The sequence below is a fragment of the Duganella aceris genome, from assembly GCF_011090165.1.
In the GTDB taxonomy this organism is placed as follows: domain Bacteria; phylum Pseudomonadota; class Gammaproteobacteria; order Burkholderiales; family Burkholderiaceae_D; genus Rugamonas; species Rugamonas aceris.
The window spans coordinates 371,261-392,388 of record NZ_JAADJT010000003.1 but is presented as its reverse complement, the minus strand read 5'-3'; the positions used below and the strand labels follow the sequence as shown (position 1 = coordinate 392,388).

Genomic DNA, 21,128 nt, shown 5'->3' with positions numbered 1-21,128 from the left:
CCGGGCCGGATAATGGCACTGTCGAGATAACCCACGCAGCAGGCAGAGAACATGTCCGAAGATAGCGACGCAGAAAAGACCGAACCCGCGTCAGCGAAGCGCCTCGCGCAGGCGCGTGAGGAAGGCGATGTTCCCCGTTCGCGGGAAGTGGCGACGTTCACCGTGCTGATGACCGCCGGCGCCGGCCTGTGGATGACCGGCGACGGTCTGGTGCGGCAACTCAATTCCGCCCTGGTGTCCGGCCTGACGCTGGACCAGGAGCAAATCTTCAATGCCGACGTGCTGATCAACCGCATCGGGGTGGACGTGGTGCGGGTCATGCTCGCCTGTCTGCCGCTGGGCGTCGCGGTGATGGTGGTGGCGCTGGCGTCGCCGCTGCTGGTCGGCGGCTGGCTGTTCAGCAGCAAGGCCTTCATGCCGAAATTCAGCAAGCTCAATCCGATCAACGGCATCGGCAATATGTTTTCCACCAACGCGCTGGTCGAGTTGCTGAAGGCGGTCGGCAAGACCTTGCTGGTCGGCTTCGTGGCCTGGCTGGTGGTGATGAAATACAAGGACGCGGTGATCGGCCTGGCGGTCGAGCCGATCAAGCTGGGTACGGTGCACCTGATTAATATGCTGGCCAGCAGCTTCCTGTTCATCGTCGGCGCGCTCGGCCTGATCGCCGCCATCGACGGCCCGTACCAGATGTGGCACTACGCCAACAAGCTGAAGATGACGCGCCAGGAGCTGATCCAGGAATCCAAGGAATCGGACGGCAATCCGCAGATCAAGGCCAAGATCCGCCAACTACAGCGCGAGATGGCCAAGCGCCGCATGATGGCCGACGTGCCGACCGCCGACGTGGTGGTGACCAACCCGACCCATTACGCGGTGGCGCTGAAGTACGCCGACGGCATGCGCGGCGCGCCGAAAGTGGTGGCCAAGGGCATCGACGAGGTGGCGGCCAAGATCCGCGAAATCGCCAAGGACAACAAGGTCACGATCCTCGAAGCCCCGGCGCTGGCGCGCGCGCTGCACAAGCACACCGAGATCGGCGACGAGATTCCGGAAGCGTTGTACTCGGCGGTGGCCGAGGTGCTGGCGTATGTGTTCCAGCTGCGCCTGTTCAGCAAGGGCGGCGGCAACCGGCCCGAGATGCCGAAGAAACTCGATGTGCCGCCCGAGCTCGATCCGCTGGATCCGGCCTTCATTCCAAAGCACGGCAACAAACCAGACACGAATAACGGAGCACCCGCATGAACGCCCTGAGCAACATCAAACTGCCGCCATGGTTGCAAGGCATCGCCAACTCGCCGGGCAAGAGCAGCATCGCCGCGCCTATCCTGATCATCATGCTGCTGGCGATGATGGTGTTGCCGCTGCCGGCGTTCATCCTCGACATCTTCTTCAGCTTCAATATCGCGCTGGCGGTGATCGTGCTGCTGACCAGCCTGTACACGGTCAAGCCGCTGGACTTCATGGCCTTCCCGACCATCCTGCTGGTGTCGACCATGTTGCGGCTGTCGTTGAACGTGGCGTCGACCCGGGTGGTGCTGACCGAGGGCCACACCGGCGCCGACGCGGCCGGCAAGGTGATCGAGGCCTTCGGCCACTTCCTGATCGGCGGTAACTACACGGTCGGTATCGTGGTCTTCATCATCCTGACCATCATCAACTTCACCGTGGTGACCAAGGGCGCGGGCCGTATCGCCGAGGTGGGCGCGCGCTTCGCGCTGGACGCGATGCCGGGCAAGCAGATGGCGATCGACGCCGACCTCAACGCCGGCCTGATCGGCGAGGACGTGGCCCGCAAGCGCCGCAGCGAAGTGGCGCAGGAGGCGGAATTCTATGGCGCCATGGATGGTGCGAGCAAGTATGTGCGCGGCGATGCCGTGGCCGGCATCCTGGTGACGGTGATCAACGTGGTCGGCGGCCTGCTGGTCGGCCTGCTGCAACACGACATGGGCTTCGCCGACGCGCTGAAGAACTACACGCTGCTGGCCATCGGTGACGGCCTGGTGGCGCAGATCCCGTCGCTGATCATCTCGACCGCCGCCGGTATCGTGGTGTCGCGCGTGGCCAGCGACCAGGACATCGGCACCCAGGTGGTGGCGCAGTTGTTCGCCAAGCCGCAGGTGCTGTACATCACCGGCGCCATCATCGGCGGCATGGGGCTGATTCCGGGCATGCCGAACCTGGTGTTCCTGCTGCTGGGCGGCACGCTGGCCGGTTCGGCCTATCTGATTTCGAAGCGCGCGGCGGTGAAGGTCACGGCCGAGGCGGCCGCGGCGGCCGAAGCGGCGCCGGCTGCCGCGGCGGCGGCGGAGCAGGAAGAGGCCAGCTGGCAGGACATCATGCCGGTCGATACGCTGGGGCTGGAGGTCGGGTATCGCCTGATTCCGCTGGTCGACAAGACCCAGGGTGGCGAACTGCTGAAGCGCATCAAGGGCATCCGCAAGAAATTCGCGCAGGAGGTCGGTTTCCTGGCGCCGCCGGTGCACATCCGCGACAATCTGGAGCTCAAGCCGTCGGCCTACCGCATCACGCTCAAGGGCGTCGAGGTCGGCGTCGGCGAAGCCTTCAACGGCCAGTTCCTGGCGATCAACCCCGGCATGGCCAGCGGCACGCTGCCCGGGCTGGTGACCAGCGATCCCGCCTTCGGCCTGCCGGCGACGTGGATCGACGCCTCGCTGCGCGACCAGGCGCAGGGCATGGGCTACACGGTGGTCGACGCCGGCACGGTGGTGGCGACCCACCTGAACCATTTGATCACCAGCCATGCCGCCGAGCTGCTGGGCCGCGCCGAGGTGCAGGCATTGCTGGATCACCTGGGCAAGGATGCGCCGAAGCTGGTGGAGGATCTGGTGCCGAAGATGGTGTCGCTGTCGACCTTGCAGAAAGTGTTGCAGAACCTGTTGATCGAAGGCGTGCATATCCGCGACATGCGTTCGATCATCGAGACGCTGGCCGAGCATGCGGTGCATACGCAGGATCCGAGCGATCTGACGGCGCTGGTGCGCATCTCGCTGGGACGGGCGATCGTGCAGCAACTGTTCCCCGGCGCCGGCGAGTTGTCGGTGATGACCCTGGACAACCGACTGGAACGCTTGCTGATGCAGGCCTTGGCGGCCAGCGGTCCGGACGGCGCGGGCATCGAGCCGGGGCTGGCGGACACCATCGCCCAGCAGGCGCAGTCGGCGGCGCAGCAGCAGGAGGCCTTGGGTCTGACGCCGGTGCTGCTGGTGCCGGGGCCGCTGCGGGCCTTGCTGTCGCGCTTCCTGCGCCGCGCCTTGCCGCAGCTGAAGGTGCTGTCGCATGCGGAGATTCCGGAGACCAAAACGATACGCGTGACCGCGCTGGTGGGGCAGCAGCCGACCTAAGCGTTGATGCGGTCGCGGTCGTGCCGCATGGCGGCGGGCTAGACTCGCGGCATGGAGCACGACGATTACGACTCCCCGTGGAAGGAAGTGGTGATGCATCACTTCCCCGAGTTCATGGCTTTCTATTTCCCCCGCGCGCACGCGGCGATCGACTGGTCGCGCCCGCACGTCTTTCTCGATCAGGAATTGGCCGCGCTCAGCCGCGATGCCGCGCTGGGCAAGCGCTTACTCGACAAGCTGGTCAGCGTCCACGTCCGCGACGAGGCGAATCCTTTCGCCCTGGTGACGGTGGCGCATTTGCTGGCGCGGCAAACCAGAGGCAATGTGCGTTGGAGCAGGTTTTTCGCGATAAATAGCCGCTCGGGCGGCGGGGGCGAAATGCGGCCCATTTGCCCCCCTGTTCATCAGATCGTTTCCAGAGTGCATCGTCAATAATGACACTGTCGGAGTAAAGGGCGTCTCATCCGGAAGACGCGCTGCCCGACTTAGCCTCTTGAGAGTCGGCCATGAACGTGAAAAAATTTACCGCCCCCACATCCCGCGAAGCGCTGCGCAAAGTGCGCGAATCGCTTGGCCCGGACGCCGTGATCCTGTCCAACCGCCAGATCGACGGTGGCGTGGAGATCCTGGCGCTGGCCAACGATGATGCCGCCTCGTTGTCGGTGCCGGCGCCGCACTCGCCGATGGCCGAACCGGCACCGTCGCTCGACCTGAACACCACCGTTCCCAGCCATCACGGCCGCACCGAGCCGCGCATGGAGCCGAGCTTCCCGAGCCCGACCCCGGCGCGCCAGGAGTCGATCCAGCAAGCCCAGCAATTCCAGCCAACCCTGCCAGCGCAACCGGTGCGCCGCGTGGTGGCGTCGAATGCGTCGTTCGCCAGCGCCACCAAGGCCGCCGCCGCACCGGCACCTGCTCCGGCCAAGGCCGGCCTCGACGCCGAGCAGGTCGCCGCGATGGTGGCCGCCGCCGTCGCCGGCGCCAAGCAGAACGCCGCCGCCGAAATGAGCGGCATGATGAATGAAATCCGCGCCATGCGCGGCATGATGGAAACCCAGCTGGCCGAAATCTCGTGGGGCGCGACCCAGGCGCGCGAACCGCAGAAGGCCGCCGTGCTGCGCGAAATGCTGGCCGCCGGCTTCTCGGCCAGCCTGGCGCGCTACCTGCTCGACAAGATGCCGGCCAACCGCGACGCCGCCGACAGCCTGCGCTGGATTAAGACCGTGCTGACGCGCAACCTGTCGGCGATGGCCAACGAAGATGCCTTGATCGACCAGGGCGGCGTGTTCGCGCTGGTCGGCCCGACCGGCGTCGGCAAGACCACCAGCACCGCCAAGCTGGCCGCGCGCTGCGTGATGCGCCACGGCCCGGACAAGCTGGCGCTGATCACCACCGACGCCTACCGGATCGGCGCGCACGAACAACTGCGCATCTACGGCAAGATCCTCGGCGTGATGGTGCACTCGGTCAAGGACGAGGCCGACCTGCGCATCGCGCTCAAAGAATTGAAGAACAAGCACACCGTGCTGATCGACACCGTCGGCGTCAGCCAGCGCGACCAGATGGTGACCGAGCAGGTGTCGATGCTGCAAGGCGCCGGCTCCGACGTCAAGCGCCTGCTGTGCCTGAACGCCACCGCGACGCAAGAGACGTTGAACGAAGTGGTGCGCGCCTATCAAGGCAGCGGCCTGGCCGGCTGCATCATGACCAAGCTGGACGAAGCGGCCGCGATCGGCAACGTGCTGGACGTGGTGATCCGCCAGAAGCTGAACCTGTTCTACGTCTCCAACGGCCAGCGGGTGCCGGAAGACCTGCACCTGGCCGATCCGGCCTACCTGATCGACCGGGCTTTCAAGTTGAAACGCGATGTCGTCAACACCCAATATCTCGATGCGGAACTGCCTATGCTGATGAGTAACACCCATGGCCTGCGCGAGGTGCACCTTGGCTAATTTCGATTTCGACCAGGCGGAGGGGCTGCGCCGCATGCTGGCGGGGCCGCAGCCCCGCATCGTCACCTTCCTGTCGGCCTCGCCGCAGGACGACAAGGGTTCCATGCTGGTCAACCTGGGCGCCTCGCTGGCCCGCGCCGGCAACGACGTGCTGATCGTCGACGCCTGCGCCAGCGCGCACGGCGTGGCCTCGCGCCTCGGCGTCGACGGCGGCGCCAGCCTGCTGGACGTGGCGCGCCAGGAATGCGCCTTGAACCAGGTGATCCACCAGGTGCCGCAGGGCTTCGCTGTGGCGTCGATGACACGCGGCGCGGCGCGCGGCGGTCCGGACGAAACCCGCCGCCTGGCCAAGGCCTTCGACGTGCTGGTCAAGCAGACCGGCGTGGTCATCGTCGACGGCGAATTCGACGGCGAGGCATTCCCGGTGCCGGTCATGTCCAGCTCCGAGATCGTGGTGCAGGTGTCGAACAGCGCCACCTCGATCAAGGCCGCCTACAGCATGATCAAGCGGCTGAACCAGGAACTGGGACGGCGTCCGTTCGGGATTCTGGTCACCGGGGCTTCCGAATCGGAGGCAAAGGTGGTATACGATAATATGTCGCAGGCGGCAAGTCGCTATCTTGCCGTCAACCTGGTGTCGATGGGGTCGGTGCCGGCGGATGAGTACCTGCAACGCGCCGCGCGCTTGGGGCGCGCGGTGGTCGATGCGTTTCCGCTGGCCGGGGCTTCGGTCGCGTTTCGTCAGCTGGCTGGGCGCTTCGCGCTGGCCGGTGCGCCATCTTTCGACACGGGGAGCGGCAACCGGTTTCGCGCATAAATAAACTGTAAAGCAAAAAAATAATACATGTACACGGCCAAGGGGAAAACGGAAAAGGATGCTTTGCTGACGACGCATATGCCGTTGGTTAAGCGCCTTGCCCATCATATGAAGGCGAAGCTGCCGCCCAGCGTCGAAGTCGACGATCTGGTGCAAGCCGGAATGATCGGCCTGCTCGACGCCATCAGCCGTTACGAAGAAACCCATGGCGCCCAGTTCGAGACCTACGCCGTGCTGCGCATCCGCGGCGCCATGCTGGACGAACTGCGCAACAGCGATTGGCTGCCGCGCTCGATGCGGCAGAACATGCGCAAGATCGAGACCGCGATGGCGACCCTGCAGCAGCGTCTCGGCCATCCGCCGACCGAGTCGGAAGTGGCCAAGATGCTCAAGCTGTCGCTGGCCGACTACCAGGAAATGCTGGCCGACGGCGGCGGCCACCAGCTGGTTTATTACGAGGATTTCCACGACGACGACGGCAACGACAGCTTCCTCGACCGCTACGCCGCCGACGACGACGCCGATCCGCTGCGCTCGCTGCTGGACGGCGACTTCCGCCAGGCCGTGATCGACGCCATCGACCAGCTGCCGCCGCGCGAAAAGATCCTGATGGGGCTGTACTATGAAGAGGAGCTCAACTTGAAAGAAATCGGCGCCGTGATGGGCGTATCGGAATCGCGCGTATCGCAGCTGCATACGCAGGCCGTGGCGCGTCTGCGCGCCTCACTTCGGGAGCGGTCTTGGACTGGGCCAGCGTAGCCGGGGTGCTGCTGGCGCTGGCCGGCGTCGTCATCGGCCAGTCGCTCGAAGGCGGCAAGCTGTCGTCGCTGCTGCAGCCGGCCGCGTTCGCCATCGTGGTGATCGGCACCTTCGGCGCGGTGCTGTTGCAGACCCGCTTCAAGACCTTCGTGCGCGGCGTGCGCATGCTGCGGCTGGTGTTCGCGCCGCCGCCCGACACCCGCGCCGTGCTGGCGCGCGACATCAACGCCTGGAACCTGGCGGCGCGGCGCGACGGCCTGCTGTCGCTGGAACGCTACATGCTGGCCTCCAAGGACAAGTTCAATACCAAGGGCCTGCGGCTGATCGTCGACGGCATCAATCCCGACAAGCTGCGCCAGCTGCTCGACACCGAAATCACCGCCTATGAAACCGAGGAGCGCCAGGCGGTGCGGATCTGGGAATCGGCGGCCGGCTATTCGCCCACCATCGGCATCCTGGGCGCGGTGCTGGGCCTGATCCACGTGATGGAAAACCTGACCGATCCGAGCAAGCTCGGCTCCGGCATCGCGGTGGCCTTCGTGTCCACCATCTATGGCGTCGGGCTGGCCAATTTGCTGTTCTATCCGATCGCGAATAAACTGAAGGCGATCGTCACGCAGGCGGTGCACCAGCAGGAAATCGCCGCCGCCGTGTTCTACGACATCGCCACCGGCGACCACACGCGCGTGATCGACGAACGCATCGCCACGCTGTTGCGGGAGCACTGACATGCAGCAGCGGCGCGCGCGCAAGAAGTTCGACGACGAGCCGGAGAACCACGAGCGATGGCTGATTTCCTACGCCGACTTCATCACGCTGCTGTTCGCCTTCTTCGTCGTGATGTACGCGATCTCTTCCGTCAATATCGGAAAATACAAGGTCTTTTCCGACGCGCTCGGCGACGCCTTCGGCGGCGCCGGCGCGGCGCAGCCGATTAACACCCAGGTGCCGAACCTGCCCATCCCCAATCCCGGCCTGAAGCGCCGCACCGAGCTGCTGCGCAAGGAAAAGGAGCACATGACCAAGCTGGCGCAGGACTTGTTGTCGACGCTGGCGCCGCTGGTCAAGGAGGGCAAGGTGCGGGTGACGCAGAACAGCCGCGGCGTCAGCGTCGAGATCAACGCCTCGGTGCTGTTCGATCCGGGCAACGCGCGCCTGACCGACGAGTCGACCGAGGCCTTGCGCGCGGTGGCCGGCCTGCTGAAAGCCGACAGCCACAACGTGCAGGTCGAGGGCCACACCGACAACCAGCCGATCAGGAATCCGCAGTATCCGTCCAACTGGGAATTGTCGGCGGTGCGCGCCAGCAGCGTGGTGCGGCTGTTCATCGACGCCGGCGTGGCGCCGGAGCGGCTGACGGCGGTGGGCTTCAGCGCCAACGTGCCGGTGGCGTCCAACGACAGCCCGCAGGGCCGCGCCCGCAACCGCCGGGTGGCGGTGACGATTCTGTCGGGAATACCGGATACGGTGACGGAGATACCGACGCCGGCGGCGCCGGCGCCGCAATAAGGCTTAGCCGGCCAGGAAGCCGCGACTGCGCGGCAGGGTGGTGGACATGCCGCCCGGGCCGTAGAAATTATTCTGCGCCGCGCCCGGCGGACGCAGGGCTTGCAAGGCGCCCTGGGTATGGTTCATTTGCTTGCTGATCAGCATGCCGTTGATGCGGTTCAGCTCCTTGGCCTGGCGCGTATGTTCCAGCAGCGCCCGCCACAAGCCGGCCGATTCCTCGCGCGCCGCGCCGCTGGCGGCGATCCAGGCATCCATGCCCGACTCTTCGGCCGGGAAGCCGCACTTGCCCAGCGCGCGGTGGCGTTGCGCCGACAACAGCGTCATTTGCGTCACCAGCGCGGTCTTGCGGGTGGTGAGGGCCGGCAGGTTGTCGATATCCGCCGACACCAGCAATTGCTGTTCTTGCGCGAGCAGGTCCAGCAGCGTGGCCATGATGTGCTCTTCTTCGCGCAGACTGTTCAGCGGGGTGGCGGTGGGCATGGTGACTTCCTATCGTTTTCTTGAGTGCAGCAGATCCTTGACTGTATCCAGCAAGCCATCCGCCACTTTTTCCGAGTTGACCTGGAACTGGCCATCGGCGATGGCCAGCTTGATGCGTTCGACTTTCTTGGTGTCGAATACGGCGCTGGCGCCGCCGGCCGAGCTGGCCGCCAATGCCTGGCCTTGCGGCGACAGGCGCACATTGTCCGACGCGACGCTGGTCGCCGTCGCTTCGGCCGCCTTGTCCGCGCCGCGCGCGGTCGAGGAGGTGGCTGCGGGCGTCGCCGGCAAGCCGGTGGTGCTCTTCAATGTATCGTTAATTTTCACAGCATTTTCCTTCTCTGGTTGGAGTACGAAACTCCGGGATCTGAGTTGGTAACGGCGGCCCGTCGGTAAACTTTAGCCGCGCCCCGCGCCAGATCACCGGCGTTGCGTCAAAACGCCACCTCCACCAGTCCGCCCGTCTTGGCGATGCCGGTGATTTGCTGTCCACCGGAAGTTTTAACCTGTACCACCTGGCCGTCGCCGGCCGTGCCCATGGCGCGCGCCTCGGACGAGACGCTGAAACCGTTGCCGCTCGATACCAGCCGCACCAGCTGGCCCGACTGCACCACCGGCTTGCTGCGCAAGGTGTCGAGCCGCATCGGTGTTCCCGGCGGCAACGAAATATTCGCGCTGCGGCCGATCACCTGGCTGGCGTCGGTGGCTATACCGGCTGGCAACATTGTCAGATCGCCCTTGAGCGTGACCAGCTGGCCGGCGTCGATCGGCTGGCCCTGCACCAGCGGCGCCGCGCTGGCGATGTAGTCGCCGATCACGGTGACGCTGGCCTGAATATAGACCGTCCACACCGCCGGCGCCGCACAGCGCACGCCGACCGTGGTCTTGCCCCAGGCGCGCGCGCCGGAGGTGAAGAAGGCTTGCGGATCGGCGCAGGCGGCCAGCTGCAGGCGCGGATCGATGGCGCCGACCGCGACCGTGACCTGGCCCGGCAGGCCGGCGGTCTGGATCTGCAGGAATTGCTCGACGGTGCGCTTGATCGCGGCCACCTCCTGGCGGCCGTTCTGGGCGGCGGCGGGGACGAGGCTGGCGGCGCTCAGCAGCGCGGCGATAAGTAGGCGTGATTTCATGGCGTAGGTTTCCCCTTCAATATTGCCATCATAGTCTGGCGGGCGCGACTTGAAGCGGCGAATAGCAGCGAAAAGCCGCTGCTTCTCTGCCGATGGTTCCACCAATCAACTCCGTATCATCGATCCTGTCATAACAAGTTCGTCCATCGTGTGGACGGCGTATCGGAGCATGTCATGCTGGGGAAACTCGACGAATACCTGCGTTTCAATGAAACCGCACTCGGCCTGCGCGAGAAGCGGCAGGGCGTGCTCGCTTCGAACATCGCCAACGGCGATACGCCCAACTACAAGGCCCGCGACATCGATTTCGGCAACGCGCTGAAGTCGGCGCTGGACAAGGCCACGCCGGGCGCGGCGGCCAGCCTGAAGACCACCGCCGCCCAGCATTACCCCAACCCTCCGCAAGACGCCGGCACCATGGCCGACGGCACGCAGTTGCAATATCGCGGCGTGGTGCAGGGCGCGGTCGACGGCAACACGGTCGACATGGACGTCGAGCGCAACCAGTTCGCCGACAACGCGATTCGTTACGAAGCCGGCATCACCGCCATCAACGCGCAGATCAAGGCCATGATGGCGGCGATCCAGGGAGGGACCTGATCATGTCTTTGTTTAATATTTTTAATGTTTCCGGTTCGGCCATGAGCGCCCAGGCGCAGCGCCTGAACGTGGTCGCGTCCAACCTGGCCAACGCCGACAGCGCCACCAGCGCCAGCGGCGAGGCCTACCGCGCGCGCCAGGTGGTGTTCGAGGCCACCACCCCGACCGACGGCGGCGCCGCCACCGGGGTGCGGGTCAAGCAAGTGGTCGAGGACCAGTCGCCGATGAAACAGATGTACGACCCGAAACACCCGATGGCCGACGACAAGGGCTATGTGACCATGCCCAACGTCAACGTCGTCGACGAGATGGTCAACATGCTGTCGGCCTCGCGTTCCTACCAGACCAACGTCGAAACCATGAACGCGGCCAAGACGCTGTTGTTGAAAACCCTGACCATCGGTCAGACTTAATCCGAGGTGCCAGCATGACTCAATTATCCGGCGGCGTGATCGACACGCCGGCAGCCGTCAACACGGTGCCGACCACCACCAAGACCGCCACCGACAGCGTCCAGGCGGATCAGGACAAGTTCATGAAGCTGCTGATCACGCAGCTGCAGAACCAGGATCCGCTGAATCCGATGGACAACGCCGCCATGACCAGCCAGCTGGCGCAGCTGTCGACCGTGACCGGCATCAACAAGGTCAACGCCACGCTGGAATCGCTGCGCGCCGACCAGGCCGACAGCGCGGCGATGGGCGCGCTGAACCTGATCGGCAAGGGTGTGCTGGTGGAGGGCAAGGGCATCAAGCTGACCGCCAGCACCGCCGAGGACGGCACGACCACCAGCAGCGCCGTGTTCGGCATCGACCTGGCGTCGGCCGCCGACACGGTGGAGATCGCCATTGTCGACAAGTCCGGCAAGACGGTGCGCAGCATGGCGCTGCCCGCCAACGCGCAGATCGGCACCTACCCGATCACCTGGGACGGCACCATGGACGACAAGACCACCATCGCGCCGGCCGGCGACTATACCTTCACCGTCACCGCCAAGAGCAACGGCGCGACGCTGACCTCCGCCACGCCGCTGCAGCTGGCCGGCGTGGCCAGCGTCTCGACCGGCAGCGGCGGCGTCAAGCTCAACACGACGCTCGGCCCGATCACGCTGGCCGAAGTCAAAGAAGTGCTGTAAGCAATCATTCATTTATACGTCACCACACCTAGCATAGGGGAATACCATGTTCCAACAAGGTCTCAGCGGTCTGAACGCCGCATCCAAATCGCTGGACGTCATCGGCAACAACATCGCCAATGCCAGCACTGTGGGCTTCAAGGCGTCGCAAGCGCAATTCGCCGACCTGTACGCCAATTCGCTGAACGGTGTCTCGGGCAACAACGCCGGTATCGGCGTGTCGGTGGCCAAGCTGGCCCAGCAATTCACCCAGGGAAATATCGAAACCAGCAACAATCCGCTGGACGTGTCGATCAACGGCGGCGGCTTCTTCCGCATGGTGGTCAACGGCGCGGTGCAATACACCCGCAACGGCCAGTTCCATGAGGATGAGACCCACACCCTGGTCAACGCCCAGGGCGCGCAGCTGACCGGTTACCTGACCAATTCGGCCGGGCAGGTGCTGCTGGGCGCGCCGGTGCCGCTGACGCTGGACAAGGCGGATCTGAAGCCGGTGGAAACCACCACCGCCAACTTCAAGCTGAACCTGAGCTCGAAGGAGACGGTGCCGGAGAAGATTCCGTTCGACCCGACCGATCCGAAAAGCTACAACAAGCAAACCCAGGTTCCGGTGTACGACACCCTGGGCACCGAGCACATCATGACGACCTATTACGTCAAGACCGCCGCCAACACCTGGGACGTCTACGCCGCCGCCGACGGCAAGGAATTGGTCTCGGCCGGCGTGGTGTCGTCGATCAATCTGGACGAGGGGGTCAAGACCGCCCGCGCCGCCTACGACGCCGCGGTGCACGCCACGCCGCCGGTGGAGGCGGATATCGCCGCCGCCGCCTCGGCCTATTCCGTGGTCGCCCACGATGTGATGGTGGCCGCCGCCACCACGCCGCCGGCCTCCGCCACCGACGAGCAGCTGGCCGCGATCGAAGCCGCCTTCACCGCGCTCGATCCGACCCAGAGCGGCCAGATCACCGGCATGACGCCGGACCAGATCAACGCCAAGCTGGCGGCCGCCGTCACCGTGCCCGCCGTCAAGGTCGGCACGCTGCTGTTCGACAAGAGCGGCAACCTGGACGAGGGCGCGATGGCGCTGATGGATCCGGCGCAGAAACTGCCGTTCGTGGTCGCGCTGCCGATTTTCCCGGACACCGGCGCCGAAGGCCCGATGCAGGTCAACGCCACCTTCGGCGACATGACCCAGTACGGCAGCGTCACCAACGACCAGGGCTCGACCGCGGACGGTTATTCGGCCGGTTCGTGGCAGCGTTACTCGATCGACGAGAACGGCGTCATCATGGGTCAGTACAGCAACGGCAAGTCGCGCGCGATGGGCCAGATCGCCATGGCCAACTTCGCCAGCGTCGACGGCTTGACGCCGCTGGGCAACAACGCCTGGGCCGAAAGCTCGGCCTCGGGCACGCCCATCATCGGCGTGCCGAACGCCGGCTCGATGGGCAAGCTGCGCGCCAGCTCGGTGGAATCGTCCAACACCGACCTGACGGCGGAGCTGGTCAACATGATCACCGCGCAGCGGGTCTACCAGGCCAACGCGCAGACCATCAAGACCGAGGATTCGATCCTGCAAACGCTGGTGAATCTGCGCTAAGGTCGAGCATGGACCGCCTCGTCTACACCGCGATGACCGGTGCCCGCCACGTGATGGAGCAGCAAGCCACCGTGGCGAACAACCTGTCCAACGCCACCACCACCGGCTTCCGCGCCCAGCTCGATTCGTTCCGCGCGGTGCCGGTGGTGTCGGAGGGCTTGCCGACGCGCGCCTTCGTGGTCGATTCGACCGTCGGCGCCGACATGCGCGCCGGCCCGATCCAGACCACCGGGCGCTCGCTCGACATCGCCATCCGCGACCAGGGCTGGATCGCGGTGCAGTCGGCCGACGGCTCGGAGGCGTATACCCGCAACGGCGGCCTGAAGATCAGCGAGAACGGCCTGCTGCAAAACACCAGCGGCCAGACCATCCAGGGCGAGGGCGGCCCGATCGCCATTCCGCCCGACACCAGCGTCACCATCGCCAGCGACGGCACGGTCAGCACGGTGTCGAACGACTACATGCCGGGCCCGTCCAACGTGCTCGGCCGCATCAAGCTGGTCAATCCCGACCCCAAGGGCCTGGTGCGCGGCGACGACGGCCTGTTCCGCCAGAGCAGCGGCCAGCCGGCCGAGAACGACCCGCTGGTGCGGGTGGTGGACGGCGCGCTGGAGGGCAGCAACGTCAATCCGGTCGACTCCATGGTCAACATGATCAGTCTGGCAAGGCAGTTCGAAATGCAAATGAGCCTGATGAAGAACGCCGAGAATAACGCCGCAAAAGCCACCCAGATCCTCGCTTTGAGTTGATCACCTCTCCCGCATAATGGTTGCGTGGGATGAGTAGCTGTCGCTTCGACGGCCTCATCCAGGCAACGGGAGAAGGAAAATGATACGTTCACTTTGGATCGCCAAGACCGGCATGGAGGCGCAGCAGACGCAGATGGACGTCACGTCCAATAATCTGGCCAACGTCAGCACCAACGGCTTCAAGAAGTCGCGCGCCGTGTTCGAGGATCTGCTGTACCAGAACATCCGCCAGCCCGGCGGCCAATCGTCGCAACAGACCAACCTGCCTTCGGGCATGCAGCTCGGCACCGGCGTGCGTCCGGTGGCGATCGAGCGCGTGTTCACCCAGGGCAATCCGCAATCGACCGGCAACGACAAGGACCTGATGGTCAACGGCAACGGCTTCTTCAACGTGCTGCTGCCGGACGGTTCGACCGCCTACACCCGCGACGGTTCCTTCCAGCGCGACAACAACGGCCAGATGGTCACCTCCAGCGGCTTCGTGCTGCAACCGCCGATCACCATTCCGATCACCGCGCAATCGATCACCGTCGGCCGCGACGGCACGGTGTCGGTGACGCTGCCGGGCCAGATCGCGGCGCAGCAGATCGGCAGCCTGCAGCTGAGCACCTTCATCAACCCGACCGGGCTGGAATCGAAGGGCGAGAATTTGTACGTCGAAACCGGCGCCTCCGGCAACCCGCAGGCCAATACCCCGGGCACCAACGGCACCGGCAACATCCTGCAGGGTTATGTGGAAACCTCGAACGTCAACGTGGTCGAGGAGATGGTCAACATGATCCAGACCCAGCGCGCCTACGAGATCAATTCCAAGGCGATCACCACCTCCGACCAGATGCTGCAAAAACTGTCGCAGATGTAAGGGAAAACAGCATGAAACTCGCCACCACCATCGCCGCTGCGGCACTGCTGCTGAGCGGCTGCATGAGCACCCCGACCTCGATCGTCACCATGCCGATGAGCGCGCGGCCGCTGACGTCGGAGCAGTTGCAGGCCGCGCCCAGCAACGGCGCGATCTACCAGGCCTCGGCCTACCGTCCGGTGTTCGAAGACCGCCGCGCGCGCCACATCGGCGACGTGCTGACGCTGGTCATCACCGAACGCACCAGCGCCAACAAGACCGGCGCCAGCTCGGGCAACAAGAAGGGCAGCGTCAGCGTCGCGCTGCCGAAGCCGCTGCAATCGACCTTCGGCAATCCGCTCGGCGTCAGCAACGACAGCTCGTTCACCGACGGCGACAACCAGTCGGCCAGCAACGCCTTCACCGGCACCATGGGCATCACCGTGGTCGAGGTGCTGGCCAACGGCAACCTGATCGTGGCCGGCGAGAAGCAGGTCGGCATGAACAAGGGCGTCGAGTACATCCGCTTCTCCGGCATGATCAATCCGGACAGCATCGCCACCGGCAACACCGTGGCCTCGACCGCCGTGGCCGACGCCCGCGTCGAGTACCGCACCGCCGCCCATGTCGACCGCGCCGAAGTGGCGTCGATGGCGTCGCGCTTCTTCCAAAGCCTGTTACCGTTCTGAGGCCGACCATGCACCGCACCCTAGCCATGACCGATACCACGCGCCGCGCCGCCGCCCTCTGCAAGCTGGCGCTGCTGACCGCCGTGCTGGCCGGCATGGCGCTGCTGACCCCGCCCGCCAGCGCCGAGCGCCTGCGCGACCTGGCCAGCATCGCCGGCGTGCGGCACAACCAATTGATCGGCTACGGCCTGGTCGTCGGCCTCGACGGCAGCGGCGACCAGACCACGCAAACCCCGTTCACCGTGCAAAGCGTGGTGTCGATGCTGCAGCAACTGGGCGTCAACCTGCCGCAGGGCACGCAGCTGCAACTGAAGAACGTCGCCGCGGTGATGGTGACCGCCTCGCTGCCGCCGTTCGCGCAGCCCGGCCAGACGCTGGACATCACCGTCTCGTCGATGGGCAACGCCAAGAGCCTGCGCGGCGGCACCTTGCTGATGACGCCGCTGAAGGGCGCCGACGGCCAGGTCTACGGCATGGCGCAGGGCAATGTGCTGGTCGGCGGCGTCGGCGTGCAGGCCGGCGGCGGTGGCGGTGGCGGCAGTTCGCTGACCGTCAACCACCTCAGCGTCGGCAAGATCTCCGGCGGCGCCACCGTCGAGCGCGCGGTCGCCTCGGCGCTGGGCGAAAACAATATGATCAAGCTGGAACTGAACACCGCCGACTTCGCCACCGCCAGCCGCGTGGTCGAGGCCATCAATGAAAAATACGGCGCCGGCATCGCCTATGCGCTCGACAGCCGGGTGATCCGGGTGCAGGCGCCGAGCGGCAGCGACCAGCGCGTCAGCTTCATCGGCACGCTGCAGGACATGAACGTCAACCCGGCCGAGCAGCCGGCCAAGGTCATCATGAACGCCCGCACCGGTTCGGTGGTGATGAACCGCGCCGTGACGCTGGACACCTGCGCCATTTCGCACGGCAACCTGTCGGTGTCGGTCAACGCCGATACCCAGGTCAGCCAGCCCAACCCCTTGTCCGGCGGCCGCACCGTGGTGACGCAGAACCCGCAGGTCGGCATCAAGGCCGACAGCGGCAAGGTGATGCTGGTCAAGGGCGGCGCCTCGCTGGCCGAGGTGGTCAAGGCGCTCAACGCCATCGGCGCCACGCCGCAGGACCTGCTGTCGATCCTGCAGGCGATGAAGGCCGCCGGCTCGCTGCGCGCCGAGCTGGAAATCATTTAAACGGATGCCGCCATGACCAGTCCCACCTCCACCACCAATGACCTGAGCGGCAAGTTCGCGCTCGACCTGAAGGACATGGGGAGCCTCAAGCAGTCGGCCCGCGCCGGCAGCCCGGAGGCGCTGAAGACGGCCGCCACCCAGTTCGAAGCGATGTTCGTCAACATGATGATGAAGAGCATGCGCGACGCCACGCCGCAGGACGGCATGATGGACAGCCAGCAAAGCAAGACCTTCACCGCCATGCTGGACCAGCAGACCAGCCAGAACATCGCCAAGAAGGGCATCGGCCTGTCGGACATGCTGATCCGCCAGTTGTCCAAGACCACCGACACCCAGGCGCTGGCGCTCGGCGCCGACGCCACCACGGCCGGCGACGGCGCGGCCAACGGCAGCTTCGGCGGCCTGGCCAGCCTGATGGACGCCAAGCTGCAGCGCGCGATCGCGGCGGCCGGCGGCAGCGGCGCGGACAGCGCGATCACGCTGGTCGGCAACGGCGCCGCCGCCGCCACCAGCAAGGGTTCGCAGGCGCCGCACGTGCGCAGCTTCCAGGAAAAACTCAGCGCCCACGCCGAGGAGGCCAGCCGCGCCACCGGCATCCCGGCCAAGTTCATGCTGGGCCAGGCGGCGCTGGAAAGCGGCTGGGGCAAGCGCGAGATCAAGGGCCGCGACGGCACCAACAGCAACAACCTGTTCGGCATCAAGGCCGGCGGCGACTGGAAGGGCAAGGTGGTCGAGGCCACCACCACCGAGTACGTCAACGGCAAGGCGCAGACCAAGGTCGAGCGCTTCCGCGCCTACGACAGCTACAGCGACAGCTTCAAGGATTACGCCAAGCTGTTGGCGAGCAATCCGCGCTACGAAAAAGTCATGGCCAGCGCCGGCGACGCCGCCAGTTTCGCCCAGGGCCTGCAGAAGGCCGGCTACGCCACCGATCCGAATTACGCCACCAAGTTGACCAGCATTATCAAGCGCTCGCTGGCCGGCTGATTCCTTTAGATAGAGCACACCATCATGAGTCTCCTCAGCATCGGCAGAAGCGGTTTGTTGGCCGCCCAGGTAGGGCTGGCGACCACCGGCAACAACATCACCAACGCCGGTGTGGCCGGCTACAACCGCCAGGTCGCGATCCAGGGCGATACCCCGACCCTGGACCAGGGCTTCGGCTACGTCGGCACCGGCACCGAGGTGACCTCGGTGCGCCGCTACTACGACAACTTCCTGGCGACGCAGCTGCGCAACGCGCAATCGAACCAGGCCTCGCTGGATGTCTACTCCAAGCAGATCAGCCAGATCGACAACCTGCTGGCCGATCCGACCGCCGGCCTGTCGCCGGCGCTGCAGGACTTCTTCAACGGGGTGCAGGACGCCACCTCGAACCCGGCCTCGGACGCGTCGCGCCAGGCCATGATCTCGAGCGCGCAATCGCTGGCCGGCCGGCTGCAGGGCCTGAGCGCGCGGCTGGGCGAGATCTCGGACGGCGTCAACGGCCAGATCACCGACAACGTCACCGCGATCAATTCCTATGCCCGCCAGCTCGCCGAGCTGAACCACACCATCGCCGGCCTGGCCTCGGACAACAAGGCGCCCAACGACCTGCTGGACCAGCGCGACCAGGTGCTGACCGAATTGAACAAGCTGGTCAAGACGCAAGTCTTGCCGGGCGAGAACAACCAGCTGACCGTGACCTTCGGCACCGGTCAGCCGCTGGTGCTGGGCGACAAGGCTTTCCAGCTGGGCACCAGTTCGGCGTCGAACGAGCCGGGCCGGGTCACGGTCGGCTATATGAACAATCCGGGCGGCTTCAGCGAGCTGCCCGACAGCGTGATCACCGGCGGCCAGCTGGGCGGCCTGCTGGAGTTCCGCAACGGCCCGATGGACCATGCGCAAAACGCGCTGGGCCAGGTGGCGGCGGCGCTGGCGGTCAGCTTCAACGCGCAGCACGTGCTGGGCCAGGACAAGAACGGCGACGCCGGCACGCCGTTCTTCGGTCCGATCAACGCCTTCGTCGGCGCCAACAGCAAGAATTCGCCGGTGAGCAGCGCCAACGTCACCGCCGTGGTGACCGACGCCGCCGCCTTGACCGCCAGCGACTACAGCGTCGATTACGACGGCACCAACTTCAACGTCACCCGCAAGAGCGACGGCAAGGTCACGCAGATCAATCCCTTCCCGCAGACCGAGCCGCAGGTGATCGACGGCGTGTCGTACAGCATCACCGGCACGCCGGTGACCAAGGATAATTTCCTGGTGCGTCCGACCTTCGAAGCCGCCGCCCAGTTCAAGGTGCTGGTGTCGGATCCGAAGAAGGTGGCGCTGGCGACGCCGGTCGCGACCGCCGCGCCGACCGCCAACGCCGGCAACGCCAAGATCACGCCGGGCACGGTGGACGCCAGCTACCTGACGCCCGGCAACGCGCTGACGGCGCCGCTGACGCTGAGCTTCGACCAGGCCAGCGGCACGCTGTCCGGCTTCCCGGCGGACAAGGATGTGACGGTGACGGTCAACGGCACCGCCACCGTGTATCCGGCCGGCACGCCGGTGCCGTACACCGACGGCGCCGCCATCAGCTTCGGCGGCATCAGCTTCAACATCAGCGGCACGCCGGCCGACCTCGACACCTTCACCGTCGGCCCCAACGTCAGCGGCGTCGGCGACAGCCGCAACGGCGCGTTGCTGGCCGGGCTGCAGAGCAAGAACATCATGAACAACGGCAGCGCGACCTACCAGGTCAGCTACGCCCAGATGGTCAACTATGTCGGCGCCAAGGCGTCCGAGGCGCAGATCGGCGGCATCGCCGCCGACGCCGCCGTGGCCCAGGCCACCAATTCGCAACAAAGCGTGTCCGGTGTGAATCTGGATGAGGAAGCGGCAAATCTGTTACGCTATCAACAGGCGTACCAGGCCAGCGGCAAGGTGATGCAGGTGGCCAGCCAGTTGTTCGACACCCTGCTCAGCCTGGGCAATTAATCACGAGGTGGCACCATGAGCATGCGCATCAGTTCCCAGACCATATACGACGTCGGCGTCGGCCAGATCGGCTCGCTGCAGACGGCGCTCGCCCGTACCCAGCAGCAACTTTCGACCCAGCGCAAGAACCTGAGCGCGGCCGACGACCCGATCGCCGCCGCGCGGGTGCTGGAGGTGACGCAGTCGCAATCGATCAATACCCAGCTGGTGACCAACCGCGCCAACGCCAAGGGCATGTTGTCGCTGGAGACGGTGGCGCTGGCCAGCTCGACCTCGCTGTTGCAGGACATCAAGACGCTGACCGTCAACGCCGGCAACGGCGGCATGACGCAAAAGGACCGCGAATCGCTGGCGGTCGAGCTGGAGGGCCGGCTGGCCGACCTGTTGGGCCAGGCCAACAGTTCGGACGGCGTCGGCGGCTATGTGTTCGCCGGGTATAAATCCAGCACCTTGCCGTTCACGCAAACCGCCACCGGCGCCGCCTACCAGGGCGACCAGGGCCAGCGCGAGCTGCAGGTCGGGTCGACCCGCAAGGTGCCGATCACCGATTCCGGGTCGTCGGTGTTCGAGAACAACGCCACCGGCAACGGCAACTTCGTCACCAGGCCGGACGCGGCCAACTACGACCGCGGCGGCACCGGCATCATCAGCGCCGGTTCGGTCAAGGACCAGACCTTGCTGACCGGCCACAAGTACCAGATCGACTTCCAGGTGGTGCCGGAACAGCCGGGCATCCCCAAGGTCACCACCTACACGGTGACCGACCTGACGCTGAACCAGCCGGTGCCGCCGACGCCGATCCCGGCCGAGCCGCAGCCCTATGTCAGCGGCCAGAACATCAGCTTCGACGGGGTGCAGTTCGACGTCAAGGGCGAGCCGGCCGACGGCGACAACTTCGCGGTCGAGCCGTCCACCAAGCAATCGGTGTTCACCACCGTGAGCGACCTGATCGCGGCGCTGCGCGCGCCCGGCGACGGCGCCGCCGGCCAGGCCAGCCTGAACAACAAGCTGAACCAGGCGCACATGAACATCGACAACGCCACCGACAACCTGCTGGCAGTGCAATCGGCGGTCGGTTCGCGGCTCAAGGAGCTGGACTACCTGGACAGCTCGGGCGACGACCTGAACCTGCAGTACGCGGCCACCTTGTCGGACCTGCAGGACGTCGACATGGTCAAGGCGGTATCGCTGTTCACCCAGCAGTCGACCATGCTGGACGCGGCACAAAAGTCGTTCAAGAGCCTGGCCGGCTTGTCGCTGTTCAATTACATCACCTGAGTCCGCCGCCAAACGTCAAAAACCGCCGGATGGCGGTTTTTTTTTGGTCGCTTGAAAACGGCGGGCCGGGCGCCCGCCG

General features: G+C 65.6%; 22 protein-coding genes. 19 read left to right on the top strand and 3 right to left on the bottom strand.

Going from position 1 to position 21,128, the window contains the following annotated elements; all coding sequences use genetic code 11:
- Positions 1–51 precede the first annotated feature (51 nt).
- The 8 genes from flhB (at position 52) to motD (ending at position 8,399) form a co-directional block, all read left to right on the top strand.
- Complete coding sequence (gene flhB, locus GW587_RS08980) at positions 52–1,242, top strand: flagellar biosynthesis protein FlhB (protein ID WP_166101270.1); 1,191 nt, start codon at positions 52–54, stop codon at positions 1,240–1,242.
- Positions 1,239–3,362, top strand: coding sequence for a flagellar biosynthesis protein FlhA (flhA, locus tag GW587_RS08975; protein ID WP_166101267.1), 2,124 nt, complete (start codon positions 1,239–1,241; stop codon positions 3,360–3,362). Before flhB ends, flhA begins: the two co-directional genes overlap by 4 nt.
- 51 nt (positions 3,363–3,413) lie before the next feature.
- On the top strand, positions 3,414–3,797 hold the full coding sequence (locus tag GW587_RS31240; RefSeq protein ID WP_229259359.1) for a hypothetical protein: 384 nt from the start codon (positions 3,414–3,416) through the stop codon (positions 3,795–3,797).
- 71 nt (positions 3,798–3,868) lie between these two features.
- Positions 3,869–5,314, top strand: a complete 1,446-nt coding sequence (flhF, locus tag GW587_RS08965) for a flagellar biosynthesis GTPase FlhF (protein WP_166101265.1) — start codon at positions 3,869–3,871, stop codon at positions 5,312–5,314.
- Positions 5,307–6,131 carry a MinD/ParA family ATP-binding protein gene (locus tag GW587_RS08960; RefSeq protein WP_166101261.1) on the top strand — a complete coding sequence of 275 codons (825 nt, stop codon included), beginning with the start codon at positions 5,307–5,309 and terminating at the stop codon, positions 6,129–6,131. Before flhF ends, GW587_RS08960 begins: the two co-directional genes overlap by 8 nt.
- 27 nt (positions 6,132–6,158) lie before the next feature.
- Positions 6,159–6,890, top strand: coding sequence for an RNA polymerase sigma factor FliA (locus GW587_RS08955; RefSeq protein ID WP_166101258.1), 732 nt, complete (start codon positions 6,159–6,161; stop codon positions 6,888–6,890).
- On the top strand, positions 6,872–7,618 hold the full coding sequence (locus GW587_RS08950; RefSeq protein WP_166101256.1) for a flagellar motor protein: 747 nt from the start codon (positions 6,872–6,874) through the stop codon (positions 7,616–7,618). The genes GW587_RS08955 and GW587_RS08950 overlap by 19 nt, the downstream gene beginning before the upstream one ends.
- 1 nt (position 7,619) lies before the next feature.
- Positions 7,620–8,399, top strand: coding sequence for a flagellar motor protein MotD (gene motD, locus GW587_RS08945; protein ID WP_166101253.1), 780 nt, complete (start codon positions 7,620–7,622; stop codon positions 8,397–8,399).
- 3 nt (positions 8,400–8,402) lie between these two features.
- Here motD and GW587_RS08940 read toward each other — a convergent pair whose 3' ends face one another.
- The 3 genes from GW587_RS08940 to flgA form a co-directional block, all read right to left on the bottom strand.
- The gene (locus GW587_RS08940; RefSeq protein WP_166101251.1) at positions 8,403–8,879 is read right to left on the bottom strand and encodes a flagella synthesis protein FlgN; all 477 of its coding nucleotides are present in this window, start codon (positions 8,877–8,879) and stop codon (positions 8,403–8,405) included.
- Between the two features lie 9 nt (positions 8,880–8,888).
- On the bottom strand, positions 8,889–9,206 hold the full coding sequence (gene flgM / locus GW587_RS08935; RefSeq protein ID WP_166101248.1) for a flagellar biosynthesis anti-sigma factor FlgM: 318 nt from the start codon (positions 9,204–9,206) through the stop codon (positions 8,889–8,891).
- A gap of 107 nt (positions 9,207–9,313) precedes the next feature.
- On the bottom strand, positions 9,314–10,009 hold the full coding sequence (gene flgA / locus GW587_RS08930) for a flagellar basal body P-ring formation chaperone FlgA (RefSeq protein WP_166101245.1): 696 nt from the start codon (positions 10,007–10,009) through the stop codon (positions 9,314–9,316).
- 174 nt (positions 10,010–10,183) lie between these two features.
- Here flgA and flgB point away from each other — a divergent pair, with 174 nt between their 5' ends.
- From flgB to flgL, 11 genes are all read left to right on the top strand, one after another.
- On the top strand, positions 10,184–10,609 hold the full coding sequence (gene flgB / locus GW587_RS08925) for a flagellar basal body rod protein FlgB (protein WP_166101243.1): 426 nt from the start codon (positions 10,184–10,186) through the stop codon (positions 10,607–10,609).
- 2 nt (positions 10,610–10,611) lie between these two features.
- Positions 10,612–11,022: a flagellar basal body rod protein FlgC gene (gene flgC / locus GW587_RS08920; protein ID WP_166101240.1), complete on the top strand. Its 411-nt coding sequence runs from the start codon at positions 10,612–10,614 to the stop codon at positions 11,020–11,022.
- 14 nt (positions 11,023–11,036) lie between these two features.
- A complete protein-coding gene (locus GW587_RS08915) occupies positions 11,037–11,744 on the top strand; it encodes a flagellar hook assembly protein FlgD (RefSeq protein WP_166101238.1) in 708 nt (235 codons plus the stop codon).
- Between the two features lie 46 nt (positions 11,745–11,790).
- On the top strand, positions 11,791–13,347 hold the full coding sequence (locus GW587_RS08910) for a flagellar hook protein FlgE (RefSeq protein ID WP_166101235.1): 1,557 nt from the start codon (positions 11,791–11,793) through the stop codon (positions 13,345–13,347).
- 8 nt (positions 13,348–13,355) lie between these two features.
- Entirely contained in the window at positions 13,356–14,096 is a 741-nt protein-coding gene (flgF, locus tag GW587_RS08905; protein ID WP_166101232.1) for a flagellar basal-body rod protein FlgF, read from the top strand.
- A gap of 79 nt (positions 14,097–14,175) precedes the next feature.
- On the top strand, positions 14,176–14,958 hold the full coding sequence (flgG, locus tag GW587_RS08900) for a flagellar basal-body rod protein FlgG (protein WP_166101229.1): 783 nt from the start codon (positions 14,176–14,178) through the stop codon (positions 14,956–14,958).
- 11 nt (positions 14,959–14,969) lie between these two features.
- Positions 14,970–15,626 carry a flagellar basal body L-ring protein FlgH gene (locus GW587_RS08895; RefSeq protein WP_166101227.1) on the top strand — a complete coding sequence of 219 codons (657 nt, stop codon included), beginning with the start codon at positions 14,970–14,972 and terminating at the stop codon, positions 15,624–15,626.
- An 8-nt stretch (positions 15,627–15,634) separates the two neighbouring features.
- Complete coding sequence (locus GW587_RS08890; protein ID WP_371875562.1) at positions 15,635–16,804, top strand: flagellar basal body P-ring protein FlgI; 1,170 nt, start codon at positions 15,635–15,637, stop codon at positions 16,802–16,804.
- A 12-nt stretch (positions 16,805–16,816) separates the two neighbouring features.
- Positions 16,817–17,791, top strand: coding sequence for a flagellar assembly peptidoglycan hydrolase FlgJ (gene flgJ / locus GW587_RS08885; RefSeq protein WP_166101225.1), 975 nt, complete (start codon positions 16,817–16,819; stop codon positions 17,789–17,791).
- A 24-nt stretch (positions 17,792–17,815) separates the two neighbouring features.
- Complete coding sequence (gene flgK, locus GW587_RS08880) at positions 17,816–19,771, top strand: flagellar hook-associated protein FlgK (protein WP_166101222.1); 1,956 nt, start codon at positions 17,816–17,818, stop codon at positions 19,769–19,771.
- A gap of 21 nt (positions 19,772–19,792) precedes the next feature.
- On the top strand, positions 19,793–21,049 hold the full coding sequence (gene flgL / locus GW587_RS08875; RefSeq protein ID WP_443090627.1) for a flagellar hook-associated protein FlgL: 1,257 nt from the start codon (positions 19,793–19,795) through the stop codon (positions 21,047–21,049).
- Positions 21,050–21,128: the final 79 nt, after the last annotated feature.